Origin of the sequence: Metapseudomonas otitidis (assembly GCF_011397855.1) — a bacterium.
Lineage (GTDB): Bacteria > Pseudomonadota > Gammaproteobacteria > Pseudomonadales > Pseudomonadaceae > Metapseudomonas > Metapseudomonas otitidis.
Genome location: NZ_AP022642.1, coordinates 2,624,724 through 2,643,375 on the forward strand (window position 1 = coordinate 2,624,724; position 18,652 = coordinate 2,643,375).

At 70.2% G+C, this 18,652-nt stretch carries 15 protein-coding genes; 13 read left to right on the top strand and 2 right to left on the bottom strand.

Features of this window, described 5'->3' with window-relative positions; translation table 11 throughout:
- The first annotated feature begins 25 nt into the window (after window positions 1–25).
- From PotMrB4_RS12170 to PotMrB4_RS12190, 5 genes are all read left to right on the top strand, one after another.
- Window positions 26–934, top strand: coding sequence for a carbohydrate ABC transporter permease (locus tag PotMrB4_RS12170; protein WP_172433410.1), 909 nt, complete (start codon window positions 26–28; stop codon window positions 932–934).
- Window positions 927–1,772: a carbohydrate ABC transporter permease gene (locus tag PotMrB4_RS12175; protein ID WP_044406521.1), complete on the top strand. Its 846-nt coding sequence runs from the start codon at window positions 927–929 to the stop codon at window positions 1,770–1,772. The genes PotMrB4_RS12170 and PotMrB4_RS12175 overlap by 8 nt, the downstream gene beginning before the upstream one ends.
- A gap of 47 nt (window positions 1,773–1,819) precedes the next feature.
- On the top strand, window positions 1,820–2,980 hold the full coding sequence (locus PotMrB4_RS12180) for an ABC transporter ATP-binding protein (RefSeq protein WP_172433411.1): 1,161 nt from the start codon (window positions 1,820–1,822) through the stop codon (window positions 2,978–2,980).
- Between the two features lie 143 nt (window positions 2,981–3,123).
- Window positions 3,124–4,347 carry a maltoporin gene (locus PotMrB4_RS12185; protein WP_044406526.1) on the top strand — a complete coding sequence of 408 codons (1,224 nt, stop codon included), beginning with the start codon at window positions 3,124–3,126 and terminating at the stop codon, window positions 4,345–4,347.
- Window positions 4,348–4,359: 12 nt separating this feature from the next.
- Complete coding sequence (locus PotMrB4_RS12190; RefSeq protein ID WP_172433412.1) at window positions 4,360–5,262, top strand: D-hexose-6-phosphate mutarotase; 903 nt, start codon at window positions 4,360–4,362, stop codon at window positions 5,260–5,262.
- Window positions 5,263–5,678: 416 nt separating this feature from the next.
- Here the strand turns inward: PotMrB4_RS12190 and PotMrB4_RS12195 are convergent, their stop codons facing one another.
- Window positions 5,679–6,548: a MurR/RpiR family transcriptional regulator gene (locus PotMrB4_RS12195; RefSeq protein WP_044406529.1), complete on the bottom strand. Its 870-nt coding sequence runs from the start codon at window positions 6,546–6,548 to the stop codon at window positions 5,679–5,681.
- Between the two features lie 173 nt (window positions 6,549–6,721).
- On the opposite strand from PotMrB4_RS12195, the gene zwf reads away from it, so the two are divergent.
- Genes zwf through PotMrB4_RS12220 form a run of 5 tightly spaced genes read left to right on the top strand, consistent with a single transcriptional unit; the run spans window position 6,722 to window position 11,676 of the window.
- Entirely contained in the window at window positions 6,722–8,194 is a 1,473-nt protein-coding gene (zwf, locus tag PotMrB4_RS12200; protein WP_172433413.1) for a glucose-6-phosphate dehydrogenase, read from the top strand.
- Window positions 8,181–8,897, top strand: coding sequence for a 6-phosphogluconolactonase (gene pgl, locus PotMrB4_RS12205; RefSeq protein ID WP_172433414.1), 717 nt, complete (start codon window positions 8,181–8,183; stop codon window positions 8,895–8,897). The genes zwf and pgl overlap by 14 nt, the downstream gene beginning before the upstream one ends.
- 42 nt (window positions 8,898–8,939) lie before the next feature.
- Window positions 8,940–9,626: a bifunctional 4-hydroxy-2-oxoglutarate aldolase/2-dehydro-3-deoxy-phosphogluconate aldolase gene (locus PotMrB4_RS12210; RefSeq protein WP_172433415.1), complete on the top strand. Its 687-nt coding sequence runs from the start codon at window positions 8,940–8,942 to the stop codon at window positions 9,624–9,626.
- 20 nt (window positions 9,627–9,646) lie between these two features.
- Complete coding sequence (locus PotMrB4_RS12215) at window positions 9,647–11,269, top strand: NADP-dependent glyceraldehyde-3-phosphate dehydrogenase (protein WP_044406538.1); 1,623 nt, start codon at window positions 9,647–9,649, stop codon at window positions 11,267–11,269.
- Window positions 11,269–11,676, top strand: coding sequence for a DUF4952 domain-containing protein (locus tag PotMrB4_RS12220; protein WP_074972688.1), 408 nt, complete (start codon window positions 11,269–11,271; stop codon window positions 11,674–11,676). The genes PotMrB4_RS12215 and PotMrB4_RS12220 overlap by 1 nt, the downstream gene beginning before the upstream one ends.
- 169 nt (window positions 11,677–11,845) lie before the next feature.
- Here the strand turns inward: PotMrB4_RS12220 and cra are convergent, their stop codons facing one another.
- Window positions 11,846–12,835, bottom strand: coding sequence for a catabolite repressor/activator (gene cra, locus PotMrB4_RS12225; protein WP_172433416.1), 990 nt, complete (start codon window positions 12,833–12,835; stop codon window positions 11,846–11,848).
- 257 nt (window positions 12,836–13,092) lie between these two features.
- On the opposite strand from cra, the gene ptsP reads away from it, so the two are divergent.
- From ptsP to PotMrB4_RS12240, 3 genes are read left to right on the top strand one after another with little or no spacing between them, the layout of a single operon-like run.
- A complete protein-coding gene (gene ptsP, locus PotMrB4_RS12230) occupies window positions 13,093–15,960 on the top strand; it encodes a phosphoenolpyruvate--protein phosphotransferase (protein WP_172433417.1) in 2,868 nt (955 codons plus the stop codon).
- Window positions 15,960–16,916: a 1-phosphofructokinase gene (gene pfkB, locus PotMrB4_RS12235; RefSeq protein ID WP_172433418.1), complete on the top strand. Its 957-nt coding sequence runs from the start codon at window positions 15,960–15,962 to the stop codon at window positions 16,914–16,916. The genes ptsP and pfkB overlap by 1 nt, the downstream gene beginning before the upstream one ends.
- Entirely contained in the window at window positions 16,913–18,640 is a 1,728-nt protein-coding gene (locus PotMrB4_RS12240; protein WP_172433419.1) for a fructose-specific PTS transporter subunit EIIC, read from the top strand. The genes pfkB and PotMrB4_RS12240 overlap by 4 nt, the downstream gene beginning before the upstream one ends.
- Window positions 18,641–18,652: the final 12 nt, after the last annotated feature.

Sequence of the window (18,652 nt, forward strand, 5' to 3'; positions counted from 1 at the left end):
GCCACCTGCCAACCCGGAGCGACCCATGAGTTCGACCGCCGTCTTCGCCAAGGCCTCACCGCTGGATGCGCTACAGCGCTGGCTGCCCAAGCTGGTGCTGGCGCCGAGCATGCTCATCGTGCTGGTGGGCTTCTACGGCTACATCCTCTGGACCTTCGTCCTGTCCTTCACCAACTCGCGCTTCATGCCCAGCTACAACTGGGTGGGCCTGCAGCAGTACCAGCGCCTGTGGGACAACGACCGCTGGTGGGTGGCGAGCCAGAACCTGCTGGTGTACGGCGGGCTGTTCATCACCATCAGCCTGGTGATCGGCGTGTTCCTCGCCGTGCTGCTGGACCAGCGCATCCGCCGCGAAGGCTTCATCCGCACCGTCTACCTGTACCCCATGGCGCTGTCGATGATCGTCACCGGCACCGCCTGGAAGTGGCTGCTCAACCCCGGCCTGGGCCTGGACAAGCTGCTGCGCGACTGGGGCTGGGAAGGCTTCCGCCTCGACTGGCTGGTGGACCCGGAGCGGGTCGTCTACTGCCTGGTGATCGCCGCCGTGTGGCAATCCTCCGGCTTCGTCATGGCGCTGTTCCTCGCCGGCCTGCGCGGGGTCGACCAGTCGATCATCCGTGCCGCCCAGGTGGACGGCGCCAGCCTGCCGACCATCTACCTGCGCATCGTCCTGCCGAGCCTGCGCCCTGTGTTCTTCAGCGCGCTGATGATCCTCGCCCACATCGCCATCAAGAGCTTCGACCTGGTGGCGGCGATGACCGCCGGCGGCCCCGGCTACGCCTCCGACCTGCCGGCGATGTTCATGTACGCCCACACCTTCACCCGTGGGCAGATGGGCCTCGGTGCCGCCAGCGCCATGCTCATGCTCGGCGCCGTGCTGGCGATCATCGTGCCCTACCTGTATTCCGAACTGAGGAACAAGCGCCATGACTAGCCTGGCCGGAAAGTCCCCGCTCAGCGTCAGCCGCCTGGCCATCCATGCCACCCTGATCGTCGCCTGCGCCCTCTACCTGGTGCCGCTGGTGGTGATGCTGCTGACCAGCTTCAAGACCCCCGACGACATCCGCGCCGGCAACCTGCTGTCCCTGCCGGATGCCTTCACCCTGATCGGCTGGACCAAGGCCTGGGCCAGCGTCGGCGGCTATTTCTGGAACTCGGTGATGATCACCGTGCCGGCGGTGCTGATCTCCACGCTGCTCGGTGCGCTCAACGGCTACGTGCTGTCCATGTGGCGCTTCCGCGGTTCGCAGCTGTTCTTCGGTGCGCTGCTGTTCGGCTGCTTCCTGCCGTTCCAGGTGGTGCTGCTGCCGGCCTCCTTCACCCTCGGCAAGCTGGGGCTGGCCAACACCACCGGTGGCCTGGTGCTGGTGCACGTGGTGTACGGCCTGGCCTTCACCACGCTGTTCTTCCGCAACTTCTACGTGAGCATCCCCGATGCCCTGGTGCGGGCGGCGCGGCTCGACGGCGCGGGGTTCTTCACCATCTTCGGGCGCATCCTGCTGCCCATGTCGGTGCCGACCATCATGGTCTGCCTGATCTGGCAGTTCACCCAGATCTGGAACGACTTCCTCTTCGGCGTGGTGTTCGCCAGCGGCGACAGCCAGCCCATCACCGTGGCCCTCAACAACCTGGTGAACACCAGCACCGGGGCCAAGGAATACAACGTCGACATGGCCGCCGCGATGATCGCCGGCCTGCCGACCCTGCTCGTCTACGTATTCGCCGGCAAGTACTTCCTGCGCGGCCTCACGGCCGGTGCGGTGAAGGGCTGAAAAGCGGCTGCGCCCGTTCGCGGCGCTTCTGATTAGTGGAGATCGACATGGCAACCCTCGAACTGCGCAACGTGAACAAACGCTACGGCAGCGGCCTGGCGGACACCCTCCGGGACATCGAACTGTCCATCGACTCGGGGGAGTTCCTGATCCTCGTCGGCCCTTCGGGCTGCGGCAAATCCACCCTGATGAACTGCATCGCCGGGCTTGAAGCCATCAGCGGCGGCGCCATCCTCGTGGACGGCCAGGACATCAGCGGCATGAGCCCCAAGGACCGGGACATCGCCATGGTGTTCCAGTCCTACGCCCTGTACCCGACCATGAGCGTGCGCGAGAACATCGCCTTCGGCCTGAAGATCCGCAAGCTGCCGCCCGCCGAGATCGAGGCGGAGGTGAGCCGCGTGGCCAAGCTGCTGCAGATCGAGCACCTGCTGGAGCGCAAGCCCGGCCAGCTCTCCGGCGGCCAGCAGCAGCGGGTCGCCATGGGCCGGGCCCTGGCGCGGCGGCCGAAGATCTACCTGTTCGACGAGCCGCTCTCCAACCTCGACGCCAAGCTGCGGGTGGAGATGCGCACCGAGATCAAGCTGATGCACCAGCGGCTGAAGACCACCACCGTCTACGTCACCCACGACCAGATCGAGGCCATGACCCTGGGCGACAAGGTGGCGGTGATGAAGGACGGCGTCATCCAGCAGTTCGGCACTCCGCAGCAGATCTACAACGACCCGGCCAACCTCTTCGTCGCCGGCTTCATGGGCTCGCCGCCGATGAACTTCATCCCCCTGCGCCTGCAGCGCCGCGACGGCCAGCTGTGGGCGCTGCTGGACAGCGGCCAGGACCGCTGCGAGCTGCCCCTGGGCGAGCGCGGGGCGGGGTTTGAGGAGCGCGATGTGATCCTCGGGATACGCCCGGAACAGATCCTCGGCGCCGCACCGGACATCCGCAGCACCCCGGGCGTGCGGGTCGAGGTTGAAGTGGTCGAGCCCACCGGCCCGGACACCCTGGTGTTCACCAGCCTCAACCGCACCAAGGTCTGCTGCCGCCTCGGCCCGGATACCGTTCCTCGGCCAGGTGAAACCCTCACGCTGCATATCGATCCGAGCAAGGTGCTGCTGTTCGACGCCAACAGCGGCGAGCGGCTGCGCCCGGCAGGCCCTCCCAGCAGCCCCGGGCTGCCCGCCAACGTGGCGCAGCTGAAGGGGCGTTGAACCATGGCCCGGCGACGCCGGGCCATGGCAGGCAGGGTGCCTCGTCTCAGCCCTGCCGATCGCCCCGTGGTGGGCTGATGCCCACCCCGCGAGGGCACCAAGGGAACGTTCCATCGCTACACAACAATAAGAATGGAGTGGACATGAACACGAAGATCCGAGGTTTGTGGGTACTGCCCTGCACGCTGTTCGCCGCCTCCGGGCTGGCCCAGGCGGTCGAGTTCAGCGGGTACGTGCGCAGCGGCGCCGGCGGTTCCAGCGAAGGGGGCACGCAGTCCTGCTTCCAGTTGCCGGGGGCGCAGTCGAAGTACCGCCTGGGCAACGAGTGCGAGCAGTACATGGAGCTGGACCTGCGCCAGGACCTGCTCAAGCTGGACGACGGCTCGGTGGTCAGCATCGAGGGCATGGCGCAGCTGTACAACCAGTACGGGCACACGCCGAAGTTCACCGGTGACTACGGGTTCGCGCGGATGAACCAGATGTACGCCGAGTGGAGCAACATGCCCGCGCTCAACGGCGGTTCGTTCTGGGCGGGGCGCCGTTTCTACAAACGCAACGACATCCACATCTCCGACTTCTACTACTGGAACCAGAGCGCCACCGGCTTCGGCTTCGACGAAGTGGCCATCGGCGACCTGAAGTACAGCTACGTGTTCTCGCGCAAGGACAACTACGAGCAGAAGCCCTACATCAACCGCCACGACTTCAACGTCGGCGGCTTCCAGACCAACCCCGGCGGCGAGGTGGAGCTGGGCGTCAGCTATATCGACAAGCCCGACAGCACCGGCGCCCACAGCGGTTGGTCGGTCTCGGCGCAGCACAAGCAGCAGGCCTTCCTCGGCGGGGTCAACACCGTGGCCCTGCAATACGGGCGCGGCCCCGGCACGGCGCTGGGCTACACCGGCGACCCGACCCTGGACAACGCCAACAAGAGCTGGCGCCTGGTGGAGTTCTTCGACTGGCAGGTGACGCCGCATTTCGGCGGGCAGTTCGAGGTGGTCTACCAGAAGGACACCCGCCCGGATGGCGACGACCAGAACTGGCTGTCCATCGGCGTGCGCCCGGTCTACGCCTTCACCGACCAGTTCAAGCTGGTGACCGAGCTGGGCCGCGACCAGGTGGAGGCCCCCGGCGGCACCCGCAAGCTCACCAAGTTCACCGTGGCCCCCACCTGGTCGCCGTCCGGGCCTGGGTTCTCCCAGCGTCCGGAGTTCCGCCTCTACTACACCTACGCCAGTTGGAACGAGGCCGCCCAGCGCGCTGCCAGCGAGCTGGCCGCCGGCTCGGCGCTGTCCGACACCGGGGCCTTCGGCGATGCGCTGCACGGCTCCAACTTCGGCGTGCAGGTGGAGTACTGGTGGAAGTGACGGGAGCGGCCCGTGGCGGCTGCTGAGCGCGACGGGGTGCGCCGCGCAGGGCAGGCGGGGGAGGGCGGCGCGCACCCCCTCGACGCCCTGCTGCGGCCGGCCAGCGGGCAGCTGTTCCGCTGGTGCGAACACCAGGGGCGCGAGCTGCTGCTGGTGGAGCATCCCCGCTGCTCGGCGGTGTTCAGCCGCCAGGGTGGGCAGTTGCTGCATTACCAGCCGCGTGGCGAGCGTCCGCTGCTCTGGTGCGCCCGTCACTGGCCGCGCGTGGGCGCCATTCGCGGTGGCGTGCCGGTGTGTTGGCCCTGGTTCGGGCGCCATCCGGTGGAAAGCGGCTGGCCCCACCACGGCTGGGCGCGGCTCTCCGACTGGCGGCTGGTCGGCAAGGACGCCGACGCCCAGGGTGTGCGCCTGGATTGGCGCCTGCAGTTGCACGACTGGCAGGTGGAGTTGCGGGCCTGCCTGGGGGATGCCCTGAGCCTGGAACTGGTGACGACCCACCAAGACAGCGAGCCGTGCGTCCTCAGCCAGGCCCTGCACGCCTATTGGCGGGTGTCAGATGTGGCGCGGGTGGCGCTGCTCGGCCTGGATGGCGCCGACGGGCACGACCTGCTGGCCCGAGAGCCCTGTCGGCAAGCCGGCGAACTGCGGGTCACCGAGGGCGTGCACAGGCGCTTCCAGCGGGGCGGGACGCTGACCCTGCAGGACCCGGGCTGGCAACGGCGGCTGCGCATCGACGGTGGCGACAACCCCCACACCGTGGTCTGGCACCCCGGCAGCCGGCCGCTGCCCGAGGTGAGCTGGTCGGAGAGCCTGGGGTTCCTGTCGGTGCAGGCCGCCGCCTGCGGTGAACCGGGGCGGGGCCTGGCACCGGGGGACGAGGCCAGGTTGGCGCTGAAGGCCTGGATCGCGGGGTAGCCCGGGCATCGCCCGAGGTAATGGAAGGCACGCCGTAGGATGCGGGTGAGCGGTGCGAACCCCATCAGCATCCCGAGGCACGGGGTTACAGCCCAGGCCACCGTGCCACGCCCGTGATGGGCTTCGCGTAGCTCAGCCCATCCTACGAGGGCGGTACACGGGGTAGCCCGGGCTTCAGCCCGGGAACGGTTGGCGCGGATTTCCCGGACTGAAGTCCGGGCTACGTTCCTGAACCTGCCGAGGCACGGGTGTAGCCCATGCCACCGTGTCACGCCCGTGGTGCTACCGCCCGACCATCGGACCCGAATCAATCCCGCTCAGGCGGGTCTGCCCATCAAGAGCGTGGCACACGATGTAGCCCGGGCTTCAGCCCGGGACGAGGTGCGGAATGTCCGTCGTGCCCTATGGGGCGGGGCTCAGGCCGGCTCTTCGTCCGCCGGGTAGCGGCTGGCGTTGAGGCTTTCCTTGATCTTGCGCAGGTGCGGCTGGAAGTCGATGCCCCGGCGCAGGGTCACGCCGGTGGCGAGCACGTCGAGCACGGTGAGCTGGATGATCCGCGAGGTCATCGGCATGTAGATGTCGGTGTCCTCCGGCAACGGGATGTTGAGGCTGATGGTGCTGGCCTTGGCCAGCGGCGAGCCGGCGGCGGTGAGGCCGAGCACCGAGGCGCCGTTCTGCCGGGCCAGGCGCGCCACCTCCACCAGCTCGCGGGTGCGCCCGGTGTAGGAAATGATCACGAACAGGTCCCCGGTGTGGGCCACCGAGGCGAGCATGCGCTGCATCAGCACGTCGGAGTGGGCCGAGACGGCCAGGTTGAAGCGGAAGAACTTGTGCTGGGCATCCAGCGCCACCGAGGCCGAGGCGCCGAGGCCGAAGAAATGGATCTGCCGGGCCTGGATCATCAGGTCCACCGCGCGGCTGATCAGCTGCGGGTCGAGGCTCTGGCAGGCGCTGTCCAGGGAGGCGATGGCGCTGCCGAAGATCTTCCGCGTGTAGGCCTCGGGGCCGTCGTCGGCCGAAACCGACTGGCTGACGTAGGCCGCACCGCTGGCCAGGCTCTGGGCCAGCTGCATCTTCAGCTCCGGGTAGCCGTTGACGCCGAAGGAGCGGCAGAAGCGGTTCACCGTGGGCTCGCTGACCTGGGCGGCCTGGGCGAGGGCGGCGATGCTGAAGCGGGTGGCCTGCTGCGGGTCCTGCAGGATCACCTCGGCGACCTTGCGTTCGGCCTTGTTGAGTTCGTCGAGACGGCCCTGGATCTGCTCCAGGAGATTGCGCATGCGGTCCATGGGGTTCCTTAGCAGGGCCTGCGGAAACGGTGGCCTATCGTACTGAGGGCCACAGTCGCCAGCCAGAGGTAACAGGGGCGTGACTAAATGTTGTGTTTATTACTACATTTTTTCTTGTGTTGCGAATTCTGGCGGTGTAAATCTCTCTCAACCTTGTAGAAGAACAAAACATCATGGCTGCCATCACTGTAGAACCCTGCACCTTTGCCCTGTTCGGCGCCCTTGGCGACCTGGCCCTGCGCAAGCTGTTCCCGGCGCTCTACCAGCTGGACCGCGCGGGGCTGCTGCACCCGCGCACCCGCATCCTCGCCCTGGCCCGTGAAAGCGACGAGAACGGCGCCCGCCAGGCCGCCATCGCCGAGCACCTGGAACGCCACGTGCCCGAGCGCGAGATCGACCCCGACCAGGTGGCGCGCTTCATGGCGCGGCTGGAATACCTGTCGATGGACTTCTTCCTCCACGCCGAGGGCTACCGCGAGCTGGCCGAGCGGGTGGGGGTGGACGAGCCGCTGATCGCCTACTTCGCCACCCCGGCCTCGGTGTACGGCGCCATCTGCGAAGGCCTGGCCCAGGTGGGCCTGGTGCAGAACACTCGGGTGGTGCTGGAGAAACCCATCGGCCATGACCTGGAGTCCTCCCGGCGGATCAACGACGCCGTGGCGGTGCACTTCCCGGAGAGCCGCATCTACCGGATCGACCACTACCTGGGCAAGGAGACGGTGCAGAACCTGATCGCCCTGCGCTTCGCCAACAGCCTGTTCGAGACCCAGTGGAACCAGCACCACATCTCCCACGTGGAGATCACCGTGGCCGAGCAGGTGGGCATCGAAGGGCGCTGGGGCTATTTCGACGAGGCCGGCCAGCTGCGTGACATGGTGCAGAACCACCTGCTGCAGCTGCTCTGCCTGATCGCCATGGACCCGCCCAGCAACCTCTCCGCCGACAGCATCCGCGACGAGAAGGTCAAGGTGCTCAAGGCCCTGGCGCCCATCACCGCCGCCCAGGTGGCGCAGCAGGTGGTGCGCGGCCAGTACATCGCCGGCAGCAGCCAGGGCCGCGCGGTGCCGGGCTATCTGGAGGAAGAGAACGCCAACACCCACAGCGACACCGAGACCTTCGTCGCCCTGCGGGCCGACATCCGCAACTGGCGCTGGAGCGGCGTGCCCTTCTACCTGCGCACCGGCAAGCGCATGCCGCAGAAGCTGTCGCAGATCGTCATCCACTTCAAGGAACCACCGCACTACATCTTCGCCCCCGAGCAGCGGCCGCTGATCAGCAACCGGCTGATCATCCGCCTGCAACCGGACGAAGGCATCTCCCTGCAGGTGATGACCAAGGAGCAGGGCCTGGACAAGGGCATGCAGCTGCGCAGCGGCCCGCTGCAACTGAATTTCTCCGACACCTACCGCAGCGCGCGCATCCCCGATGCCTACGAGCGCCTGTTGCTGGAGGTGATGCAGGGCAACCAGAACCTCTTCGTGCGCAAGGACGAAATCGAATACGCCTGGCAGTGGTGCGACCAGCTCATCGAAGGCTGGAAGCAGCTGGGCGATGCCCCCAAACCCTATGCCGCCGGCACCTGGGGCCCGGTGGCTTCCATCGCACTGATCACTCGAGACGGAAGGAGCTGGTATGGCGATCTCTGACCTCCGATTCCCCCCGGCCGTGGAGCCGATAGCCCTGGTGGATGCCGCCGAACTGGCCGGGCACCTGGCCCAGCGCGTGGCCGAGGGCCTGCGCGAGGCCCTGGCCGCACGCGGCAGCGCCACCCTGGTGGTGTCCGGCGGGCGCAGCCCGGTGGCCTTCTTCGAGCGCCTGGCGCAAGCGCGGCTGGACTGGTCCGCCGTGACCGTCGGCCTGGCCGACGAGCGCTGGGTGCCGGTGAGCCACCCGGACAGCAACGAAGGGCTGGTGCAGCGCCACCTGCTCCAGGGCGAAGCCGCCAAGGCCCGCTTCGTCGGCCTCTACCAGGCCGCCGCCACCCAGGAGGAGGCCGCGCGCCTGGCCGACCAGGCCCTGGAAGCGCTGCCGCAGCCCATCGACGTGCTGGTGCTGGGCATGGGCGAAGACGGCCACACCGCCTCGCTGTTCCCCGGCAGCCCGAACCTGGCCGAGGCCCTGGACCCGGCCTGCCGCGCCCGGTGCCTGGCGACCCGCGCACCCAGCGTGCCCCACCAGCGCCTGACGCTGCCCCTGGCCCTGCTGCAAGGCAGCCGCCTGACCCTGCTGGCCCTGCAAGGGCGCGGCAAGCTGGACACCCTGGCCGCCGCGCTGCAGGGCGAGGACGTGGCGGCCATGCCGATCCGCGCCTTCCTGCGCCGGCCGCTGTCGATCTACTGGTGCCCCTGAGGCTCCATCCGTCTCAAGGGCTCACGCAACGGGAGTAATGCCATGACCACCATCCACAAGCCGCGAACCGCCGTTCGCCGCGTGCCGAGCATGGCCGAGAAGGTGGAGATGATCGACCGCCTCTGCGCCGAGGCGCGCATCCTGCCGGTCATCACCATCGAAGACGAAGCCCACGTCCTGCCGCTGGCCGACGCCCTGGCCGCCGGTGGCCTCAAGGTGCTGGAAGTGACCCTGCGCTCGGCCCATGGCCTGGGCGCCATCCGCCTGCTGCGGGCGCAACGCCCGGACCTGCTGGTGGGCGCCGGCACCGTGCTGGACGAAGCGATGCTGGCCGAGGCCGAGGCCGCCGGTGCCCAATTCCTCGTCAGCCCCGGCTGCACCGCCGAATTGCTCGATGCCGCGTTGCACAGCCCGCTGCCGCTGTTGCCGGGCGTGGGCAGCGCCTCCGAGATCATGCTCGGTCACGCCCGTGGCTACCGGCGCTTCAAGCTGTTCCCGGCGGAGATCTGTGGCGGCGTCGCCGCGCTCAAGGCCTTCGGCGGCCCGTTCCCGGCGGTGCGTTTCTGCCCCACCGGCGGCGTGCGGCCGGACAACCTGGTCCAGTACATGGCCCAACCCAACGTCATGTGCGTGGGCGGCAGCTGGATGCTGGACAGCGCCTGGCAGCGTGCCGGCGACTGGGACCGCATCACCCGCACCACCGCCGAAGCCCTGGCCCTGCTGGCCTGAACCCCTACCCGGAGCGCGCCATGTCCCTGTTCACCGCCGAGACCCTGTTCCCCCACGCCGACCAGATTCCCGAGGCCTGGCGCCTGGGCGAGCCCGTCGAGCAACGCGACTACCTGGTGGATGGCGAACTGCGCCATTGGGCCGGCCCCCTGGCCCCGGTGCGCAGCCCGGTCTACCTCAAGGGCCCGCAGGGCGAGGAGCAGGTGGTGCTCGGCAGCACCCCGCTGCTGGATGCCGAGGCCGCCCTGCAGGCGCTGGACGCCGCCGTGCGTGCCTACGACAAGGGGCAGGGCGCCTGGCCGACCCTGCGGGTGGCCGAGCGCATCGCCCACGTGGAACGCTTCCTGGCGCGCATGCGCGAGCAGCGCCAGGCGGTGGTGAAGCTGCTGATGTGGGAGATCGGCAAGAACCTCAAGGACTCCGAGAAGGAGTTCGACCGCACCTGCGACTACATCGTCGACACCATCGAGGCGCTCAAGGAGCTGGACCGCCGCTCCAGCCGCTTCGAGCTGGTGCAGGGCACCCTCGGGCAGATCCGCCGCGTCCCCCTCGGCGTGGCACTGTGCATGGGGCCGTACAACTACCCGCTGAACGAAACCTTCACCACGCTGATCCCGGCGCTGATCATGGGCAACACCGTGGTCTTCAAGCCGGCCAAGTTCGGCGTGCTGCTGATGCGCCCGCTGCTGGAGGCGTTCCGCGACAGCTTCCCGCCTGGCGTCATCAACATCATCTACGGCAAGGGCCGCGAGACCGTCAGCGCCATCATGGCCAGCGGCAAGGTGGACGTGTTCGCCTTCATCGGCACCCACTCCGGCGCCGCCGACCTGAAGAAGCTGCACCCGCGCCCGCACCGCCTGCGCGCCGCCCTCGGGCTGGACGCGAAGAACCCCGGCATCGTGCTGCCCCAGGTGGACCTGGACAACGCCGTGGAAGAGGCCGTCACCGGCGCGCTGTCGTTCAATGGCCAGCGCTGCACCGCACTGAAGATCCTCTTCGTCCACGAGGACGTGCTGGAACCCTTCCTGACCCGGTTCAGCGCGCGCCTGGCACGCCTGCGCCCCGGCATGCCCTGGGACGACGGCGTGGCCCTGACCCCGCTGCCGGAACCGGGCAAGGTGGACTACCTCGACGGCCTGCTGCGCGATGCCCTGGAGCAGGGCGCACAGGTGGTCAACGAAGGCGGCGGCCGGCGTCACCAGAGCTTCTTCTACCCCGCGCTGCTGTGCCCGGTGACCCCGGCCATGCGGGTCTACCACGAGGAGCAGTTCGGCCCGCTGGTGCCGGTGGTGCCCTACCGCGACCTGCAGACGGTGATCGACTACGTGCTGGATTCCGACTACGGCCAGCAACTGTCGATCTTCGGCAACGACCCCGCCGAAGTGGGGCGGCTGGTGGACACCTTCGCCAACCAGGTGGGGCGCATCAACATCAACGCCCAGTGCCAGCGCGGCCCGGACAGCTTCCCCTTCAACGGCCGCAAGAACTCCGCCGAAGGCACCCTGTCGGTGCATGACGCCCTGCGCACCTTCTCCATCCGCACCCTGGTGGCGACCCGCTTCAACGCGGACAACAAGGCGCTGGTCAGCCGCATCCTCGGCAACCGCGAATCCAGCTTCATCAGCACGGACTACATCTTCTGATGCGTCGCGGCGTGTTGCTGGCGGTGGCGCTGCTGCCGCTGCTGGCGTGGGGCGAGGAGCCGGGGTGCGGCGACTACCTGGCGGCTCTCGGCGTCAGCGCGCCCGGGTTGCAGTTCGACGGCTGCCGCCTGGAGGAGGGCGGCCAGCTGCGCCAGCGGGTGGCCGAGTACAGCATCCCCGGACGCGACGCCCGAGCGCTCGAAGCCCGGCTGGAACAGCGCTTCGGCATGCAGCCGCTGCGCTTCGTCTGCTGCGGCTGGGAGGCCCCGTCCGTCTACGCCCCCCATCCCGCCGGCCGGCCCTACGGCTACGAGATCGGCATGGGCTCCGGCGAAACCCTGGAAAAGGACTGGACCCGCATCGACCGCTTCCACGTCCGCGTCACCCTCTTCCTCGAAGAACCCTGACCGTCCGTAGCCTGGCTTCAGCCCAGGGTGCGGAGGTCGGGCGTTCCCGGACTGAAGTCCGGGCTACCCCGTGCTCGAACCCGCAGTCGTTTACCAGCACCCGTAGCCTGGGCTTCAGCCCAGGGCGTGGAGGTTGGGGCATTCCCCGGACTGAAGTCCGGGCGACCTGTCAGCCGTTACGCCGCACATGCAATTGCCGTGGGACGGCCGTGACGCCGGGCTGGTAGTCCCCGGCGATGGCTCGCAGGGCCTGGGCCAGGACGGCATCGGCGATCAGTTCGTGCTGCTGGCGCATGGCATTCACCGGCAGGGGCAGGAAGTCCAGCAACTGGGTGTCGCCGAAGGTGCCGACACGCAACGCCCGGGGCCAGGCGCCGCGTTCGCGCAGCACGTCCAGCACCCCGGCCAGCAGCACATAGGCGGTGGTCACCAGGGCGTCTGGCAGGTGGGCCTGTTCGTCCAGCAGGGACTCCATCATCTGGCGCCCGCATTCGCGGCTGAACTGCGCGCCCTGCATCACCCGCACCTCACCCGCGAACCCCTCCAGCGCCAGGCGGAAGCCCGCCTCCCGTTCGCGGCTGATGTTCAGCTCCGGACGCGCGCCCAGCAGCGCCACCTGGCGCAGGCCGGGCGCCAGCAGGCTGTGGGTGAGCTGCTGGCTGGCCGGGCGGTCGTCGCTGACCACCGAGCCGAAGCGCGCCGGGTCCAGCACCCGGTCGACACCGATCACCGGCAGCCCTTCGGCCAGCAGGTCGGCCAGGGTCGGGTCCTCGGGTGGCAGGCAACTGGCGACCACCAGCGCGTCGCAGCGGCGGGCGGCGAACAGCTCCAGCAACTGGCGCTCGCTGGCCGGGTCGTCGTCCGAGCTGGCGATCAGCACCTGGTAGCCCTGGGCTCGCGCCCGCTGCTCCAGCAGCTTGGCCAGGCGCGCATAGCTGGGGTTTTCCAGGTCCGGGAGGATGAACCCCAGGGTGCGCGTCTGCCCCCGGCGCAAGCCGGCGGCCTGGGGGTCGGGGCGGAAGCCGTGGGCCTCCACCACCGCCTGCACCCGCGCCACCGTGGCGGGGGAGATGCGCTTCTGCTCGGCCTTGCCGTTGACCACGTAGCTGGCAGTGGTGAGGGAGACGCCGGCCAGGCGGGCGATGTCGCTGAGTTTCACGTTCGGGGTCCTCACTGGGGCGCGGCGGGCGGATGCACATTTCGTCCGCCGGGCACTTCAAGCGGCGAAGGATATCGGTTACCGTGCCGCCCACGCTTAGTGAAACGATTCAGCAAGGCTCTTGTCCAGATGTTTCCACGTCCTGCCTGGCGTGGTCACGGACCGCACGCACCTGCCCGGCGTGACGGAAGGCAGCACCTAAGCTGATGCAGATGGCACAACGACAAGAGGGCCCCGAGGCCCGTTTGGAGGCACGCATGCTCGAACTGACCCCCGGACAGGTGTCCATGGGCCTGGCCGCGTCGGACAAAGCCGACGCCTTGCGCCAGGTGGCGCAGCGGCTGGTGGCGGACGGCCTGGCCGCCGACGGCTACCTGGCCGCGCTGGAGGCCCGCGAAGCGCAGGGCTCCACCTGCCTCGGCCAGGGCATCGCGATTCCCCACGGCACCCCCGAGACCCGCCACCTGGTGCACGCCACGGGCGTGCGCCTGCTGCATTTCCCCGGCGGCGTGGAGTGGGGCGATGGCCAGCGCGTGTACCTGGCCATCGGCATCGCCGCCAAGTCCGATGAGCACCTGCGCCTGCTGCAACTGCTGACCCGTGCTCTCGGCGAAGGCGAGTTGGGCGAGGCCCTGCGCGCGGCCGAGAGCCCCGAGGCCATCCTCCAGCTGCTCCAGGGCGCCCCCCGTGACCTGGCGCTGGACGACCAGTTGATCGCCCTCGGCAGCGAGGCCGAAGACCTCGACGAACTGGCCCTGCAAGGCGCCCGCCTGCTGCGCCGCGCCGGGTGCGTCGACAAGGGCTTTGCGGCGGCCCTGCTGCAGCGCGAGCCGCTGCCCCTGGGCGACGGCCTCTGGTGGCTGGACACCGACCAGGCCGTGGAGCGGCCAGGCCTGGCCTTCGTCGCCCCGGCGGCGGCCCTGCAGTACCAGGGCCAGCCCCTGGCCGGCCTGTTCTGCCTGGCGAGCCTGGGGGATGCCCACCAGGCGCTGCTGGAGCGCCTGTGCAGCCTGCTGGTGGAAGGGCGCGGTGGCGAGATCGTGCATGCCGTCTCCAGCCGTGCGCTGCTGGAAACCCTCGGCGGTGACTCCATCGCCGACTGGCCGAGCCTGCGCGTGCCCCTGGCCAACACCCACGGCCTGCATGCCCGCCCTGCCAAGGAGCTGGCCCAGGCGGCCAAGGCCTTTGCCGGGGAGATCCGCATCCGTGTCGCCGACAGCGGCCAGCCCGCCGTCAGCGCCCGCAGCCTGAGCAAACTGCTGGCGCTGGGCGTGCGCCGAGGGCAGGTGCTGGAGCTGCTGGCCGAACCGGCGATCGCCGACGAGGCCCTGCCGGCCCTGCGCGACGCCATCCTGGCCGGCCTCGGCGAAACCGTGGAGCCGCTGGACGCAGCGCGACCCGAGGCGCCCTCGGAAGCGCCTGAGGCGCCCGTCGCCGCGCCCACCGCACCGCAGCCCGGCGAGGTGCTGGCGGCCGTGTCGGCGTCCCCCGGCATCGCCATCGGCCCGGCCCATGTCCGCGTGGCGCGGGCCTTCGACTACCCGGCCCGGGGCGAGTCCCCGGCGCAGGAGCGCCAGCGCCTGGAGCAGGCCCTGGCCCAGGTGCGGGGCGAGATCGAGGCGCTGGTGGCGCGCAGCGAGGTCAAGGCCATCCGCGAGATCTTCGTTACCCATCTGGAAATGCTCGCCGACCCCTCCCTGGTGGAGGACGTGGACGCGCGCCTGGCCCGTGGCGAGAGTGCCGCCGCCGCCTGGAATGCGGTCATCGGCGAGGCGGCCCGCCAGCAGGAAGCCCTGCAGGATGCCTTGCTGGCCGAGCGTGCCGCCGACCTGCGCGACGTCGGCCGGCGCGTGCTGGCCCAGTTGTGCGGCGTGGAGGAGGTGCCCGAGCCCCGCGAGCCGTACGTGCTGGTGCTCGACGAAATGGCCCCATCGGACGTGGCCCGCCTGGACCGCGAGCGGGTCGCCGGCATCCTCACCGCCCGGGGTGGCGCCACCTCCCACAGCGCCATCGTCGCGCGGGCGCTGGGCATCCCGGCGCTGGTGGGCGCGGGCGCGCGGGTGCTGGCCCTGGCGCCGGGCGCCATGCTGCTGCTGGACGGCGGGCGAGGGCGCCTGGTGGTGGAACCCGAGGCGGCGCTGCTGGAGCGTGCCCGCCAGGAGCGCAGCGAACGCGAGCGCCTGCTGCGCGAGGCCGAGGCCCACAAGCTGGAGCCGGCGGTGACCCGCGACGGCCATGCAGTGGAGGTCTGCGCCAACCTGGGTGACGCCCAGGGCGCCGCGGCGGCCGTGGCCCAGGGGGCCGAGGGCATCGGCCTGCTGCGCACCGAATTCATCTTCATGGCCCACGCCCAGGCCCCCGACCTGGCCACCCAGGAGGCCGACTACCGCCGCGTGTTCGACGCCCTGGAGGGGCGCCCGCTGGTGGCGCGGACCCTCGACGTGGGCGGCGACAAGCCCTTGCCCTACTGGCCCATCCCCACCGAGGAGAACCCCTTCCTCGGCCTGCGCGGCGTGCGCCTGACCCTGCAGCGCCCGCAGGTGATGCGCACCCAGCTGCGCGCGCTGCTGCAGGCCGCCGAGGGCCGGCCGCTGCGCATCATGTTCCCCATGGTCGGCAGCGTCGGCGAGTGGCGCCAGGCGCGGGACATGGCCCGTGAGCTGCTGGGCGAGCTGCCCCATGCCGACGTGCAGCTGGGGATCATGGTGGAAGTGCCGTCCGCCGCCCTGCTGGCGCCGGTACTGGCCCGCGAGGTGGACTTCTTCAGCATCGGCACCAACGACCTGACCCAGTACGCCCTGGCCATCGACCGTGGCCACCCGACCCTGTCCGCCCAGGCCGATGGGCTGCACCCGGCGGTGCTGCAGCTGATCGACATGACCGTGCGCGCCGCCCATGCCCACGGCAAGTGGGTCGGCGTGTGTGGCGAACTGGCCTCCGATCCGCTGGCGGTGCCGCTGCTGGTGGGGCTGGGGGTGGACGAGCTGAGCGTGTCCGCGCGCAGCATTGCGGAAATCAAGGCGCGCATCCGCGCCATGAGCCAGGCGGCCGCCCAGGAGCTGGCCGCCGTGGCCCTGCAGGCCGAAAGCGCCGAAGCCGTGCGCGAACTGGCGGAGCGATTCTGATGGCACGCATCCTCACCCTGACCCTCAACCCCGCGCTGGACCTCACCCTGCGCCTGCGCCAGCTGGTGCCGGGCGCAGTGAACCGGGGCGATGCCCTGGTGGCCCATGCCGCCGGCAAGGGCCTCAACGTGGCCCAGGTGCTGGCCGACCTCGGCCACAGCCTGTCGGTGGCCGGTTTTCTCGGTGCCGACAACGCCCAGCCGTTCGAGGCGCTGTTCGCCCGGCGCGGCTTCCACGATGCCTTCGTCCGCGTCGACGGGGAGACCCGCAGCAACCTCAAGCTGGCCGAGGACGACGGCCGCATCACCGACATCAACGGCCCCGGCCCCGAGGTCGACGCGGCCGCCAGGGCCGCGCTGCTGGAGCGACTGGACAGCCTGGTGCCGGGCCACGACCTGGTGGTGGTGGCCGGCAGCCTGCCCCGGGGCGTGGACCCGGACTGGCTGCGGACGCTGCTGCAGCGCCTGCGCGGGCTGGGTGTCCGGGTGGCGCTGGACACCAGCGGCGCGGCGCTGCGTGCCGGGCTCGACTGCGCGCCCTGGCTGGTGAAGCCGAACCAGGAGGAGCTGGCGGACGCCTGCGGCCACCCCCTGGATGACGCCGCCGCCCAGGCCCTGGAGGCCCAGCGCCTGCACGCGATGGGCATCGAGCACCTGGTGCTGTCCCTCGGCGCCGACGGGGTGCGCTGGTTCAACCCGGGCGGTGTGCTGGCGTCCCGTCCGCCCAGGGTGCAGGTGGTGAGCACCGTCGGCGCCGGGGATTCGCTGCTGGCCGGCATGCTGCACGGCCTGCTCAGCGGCTGGTCGCCGCAGCAGACCCTGCGCCACGCCACCGCCATTGCCGCCCAGGCCGTCACCCAGATCGGTTTCGGCATTCACGACCGGGCCCAGCTGGCCGCGCTGGAAGGCGCCGTCACCCTGGTCGATGCCCCCGCACAGCACGAGGTCTCCCGATGAAACTCGCCCTAGTCACGGCGTGCCCCAACGGGGCCGTCACCAGCCTGATCAGCGCCCGCCTGCTGGACGCCGCCGCCCGCCGCCTGGGTTGGAGCACCTGCGTGGAGATGCCCGGCGGGGCGCCTCTGTCCGCCACCGAGCTGGCCGCCGCCGATTGGGTGCTGGTGGTGGCCACCGGCGAGGTGGACCTGTCGCGCTTCAGCGGCAAGCGGGTGTTCCTCTCCAGCCCGGTGGAGGCGCTGCAGGCACCCGAGCACTTCCTGCGCCGTGCCGAGGCCCGTGCGGCCCTGCGCGAGCCCTCCGAGGTCGGCGCCCGCGTCCAGCGCCCGCGCCTGGTGGCGGTGACCGCCTGTCCGACCGGGGTGGCGCACACCTTCATGGCTGCCGAGGCCCTCAAGCAGGCCGCCCAGCGCCTGGGCTACGACCTGCTGGTGGAAACCCAGGGGTCGGTGGGCGCCCGCGATCCGCTGCCGGCGGACGCCATCGCCCGCGCCGACGTGGTGCTGCTGGCCACCGACATCGAGGTGGACCTGGCGCGCTTCGCCGGCAAGCGGGTCTACCGCTGCGGCACCGGCGTGGCCCTCAAACAGGCCGAGGCGACCCTGGAGCGCGCCCTGGCCGAGGCCCGCGAGCTGCAGGCGGAGGCCTCCTCCGGCCCTGCACCGCGTGCGGCGGAGAAGGGCGGCGAGGCCAAGGGCCTGTACAAGCACCTGCTCACCGGCGTGTCCTTCATGCTGCCGATGGTGGTGGCGGGGGGCCTGCTGATCGCCCTGTCCTTCGTCTTCGGCATCGAGGCGTTCAAGGAGCAGGGCACCCTGGCCGCTGCGCTGATGCAGATCGGCGGCGACACCGCCTTCAAGCTGATGGTGCCGCTGCTGGCCGGCTACATCGCCTATTCCATCGCCGACCGGCCGGGCCTGGCGCCGGGGATGATCGGCGGCCTGCTGGCCGGCACCCTGGGGGCGGGCTTCATCGGCGGCATCGTCGCCGGCTTCATCGCCGGCTATTGCGCCCGCGCCATCAACCGCTGGCTGCACCTGCCGCAGAGCCTGGAGGCGCTGAAGCCGATCCTGATCATCCCGCTGCTGGCGAGCCTGGTGACCGGGCTGGTGATGATCTACGTGGTGGGCACGCCGGTGGCCGGCATGCTCGCCGCGCTGACCCGCTTCCTCGACGGCATGGGCGCCACCAACGCCATCCTCCTCGGCGTGCTGCTGGGCGGGATGATGTGCGTGGACCTGGGTGGGCCGATCAACAAGGCCGCCTACGCCTTCTCGGTGGGCCTGCTGGCCTCCCAGAGCTACGCACCGATGGCCGCCACCATGGCTGCCGGCATGGTGCCGCCCATCGGCCTGGGCCTGGCCTGCCTGCTGGCGCGGCGCAAGTTCGCCCAGAGCGAGCGGGAGGCGGGCAAGGCGGCGCTGGTGCTGGGGCTGTGCTTCATCTCCGAGGGGGCGATTCCCTTCGCGGCCAAGGACCCGCTGCGGGTCATCCCGGCCAGCATCGCCGGCGGTGCGCTCACCGGGGCGCTGTCCATGTACTTCGGCTGCAAGCTGATGGCGCCCCACGGCGGGCTGTTCGTGCTGCTCATCCCCAACGCCATCAACCACGTGCTGCCGTACCTGCTGGCCATCGTCGCCGGCAGCCTGCTCACCGCTGTGCTCTACGCCCTGCTCAAGCCCGCCGCCGCGCCGGACCTGGTGCTGGAGAAGGCAGGCGCCTGAGCCCGTCGCCCG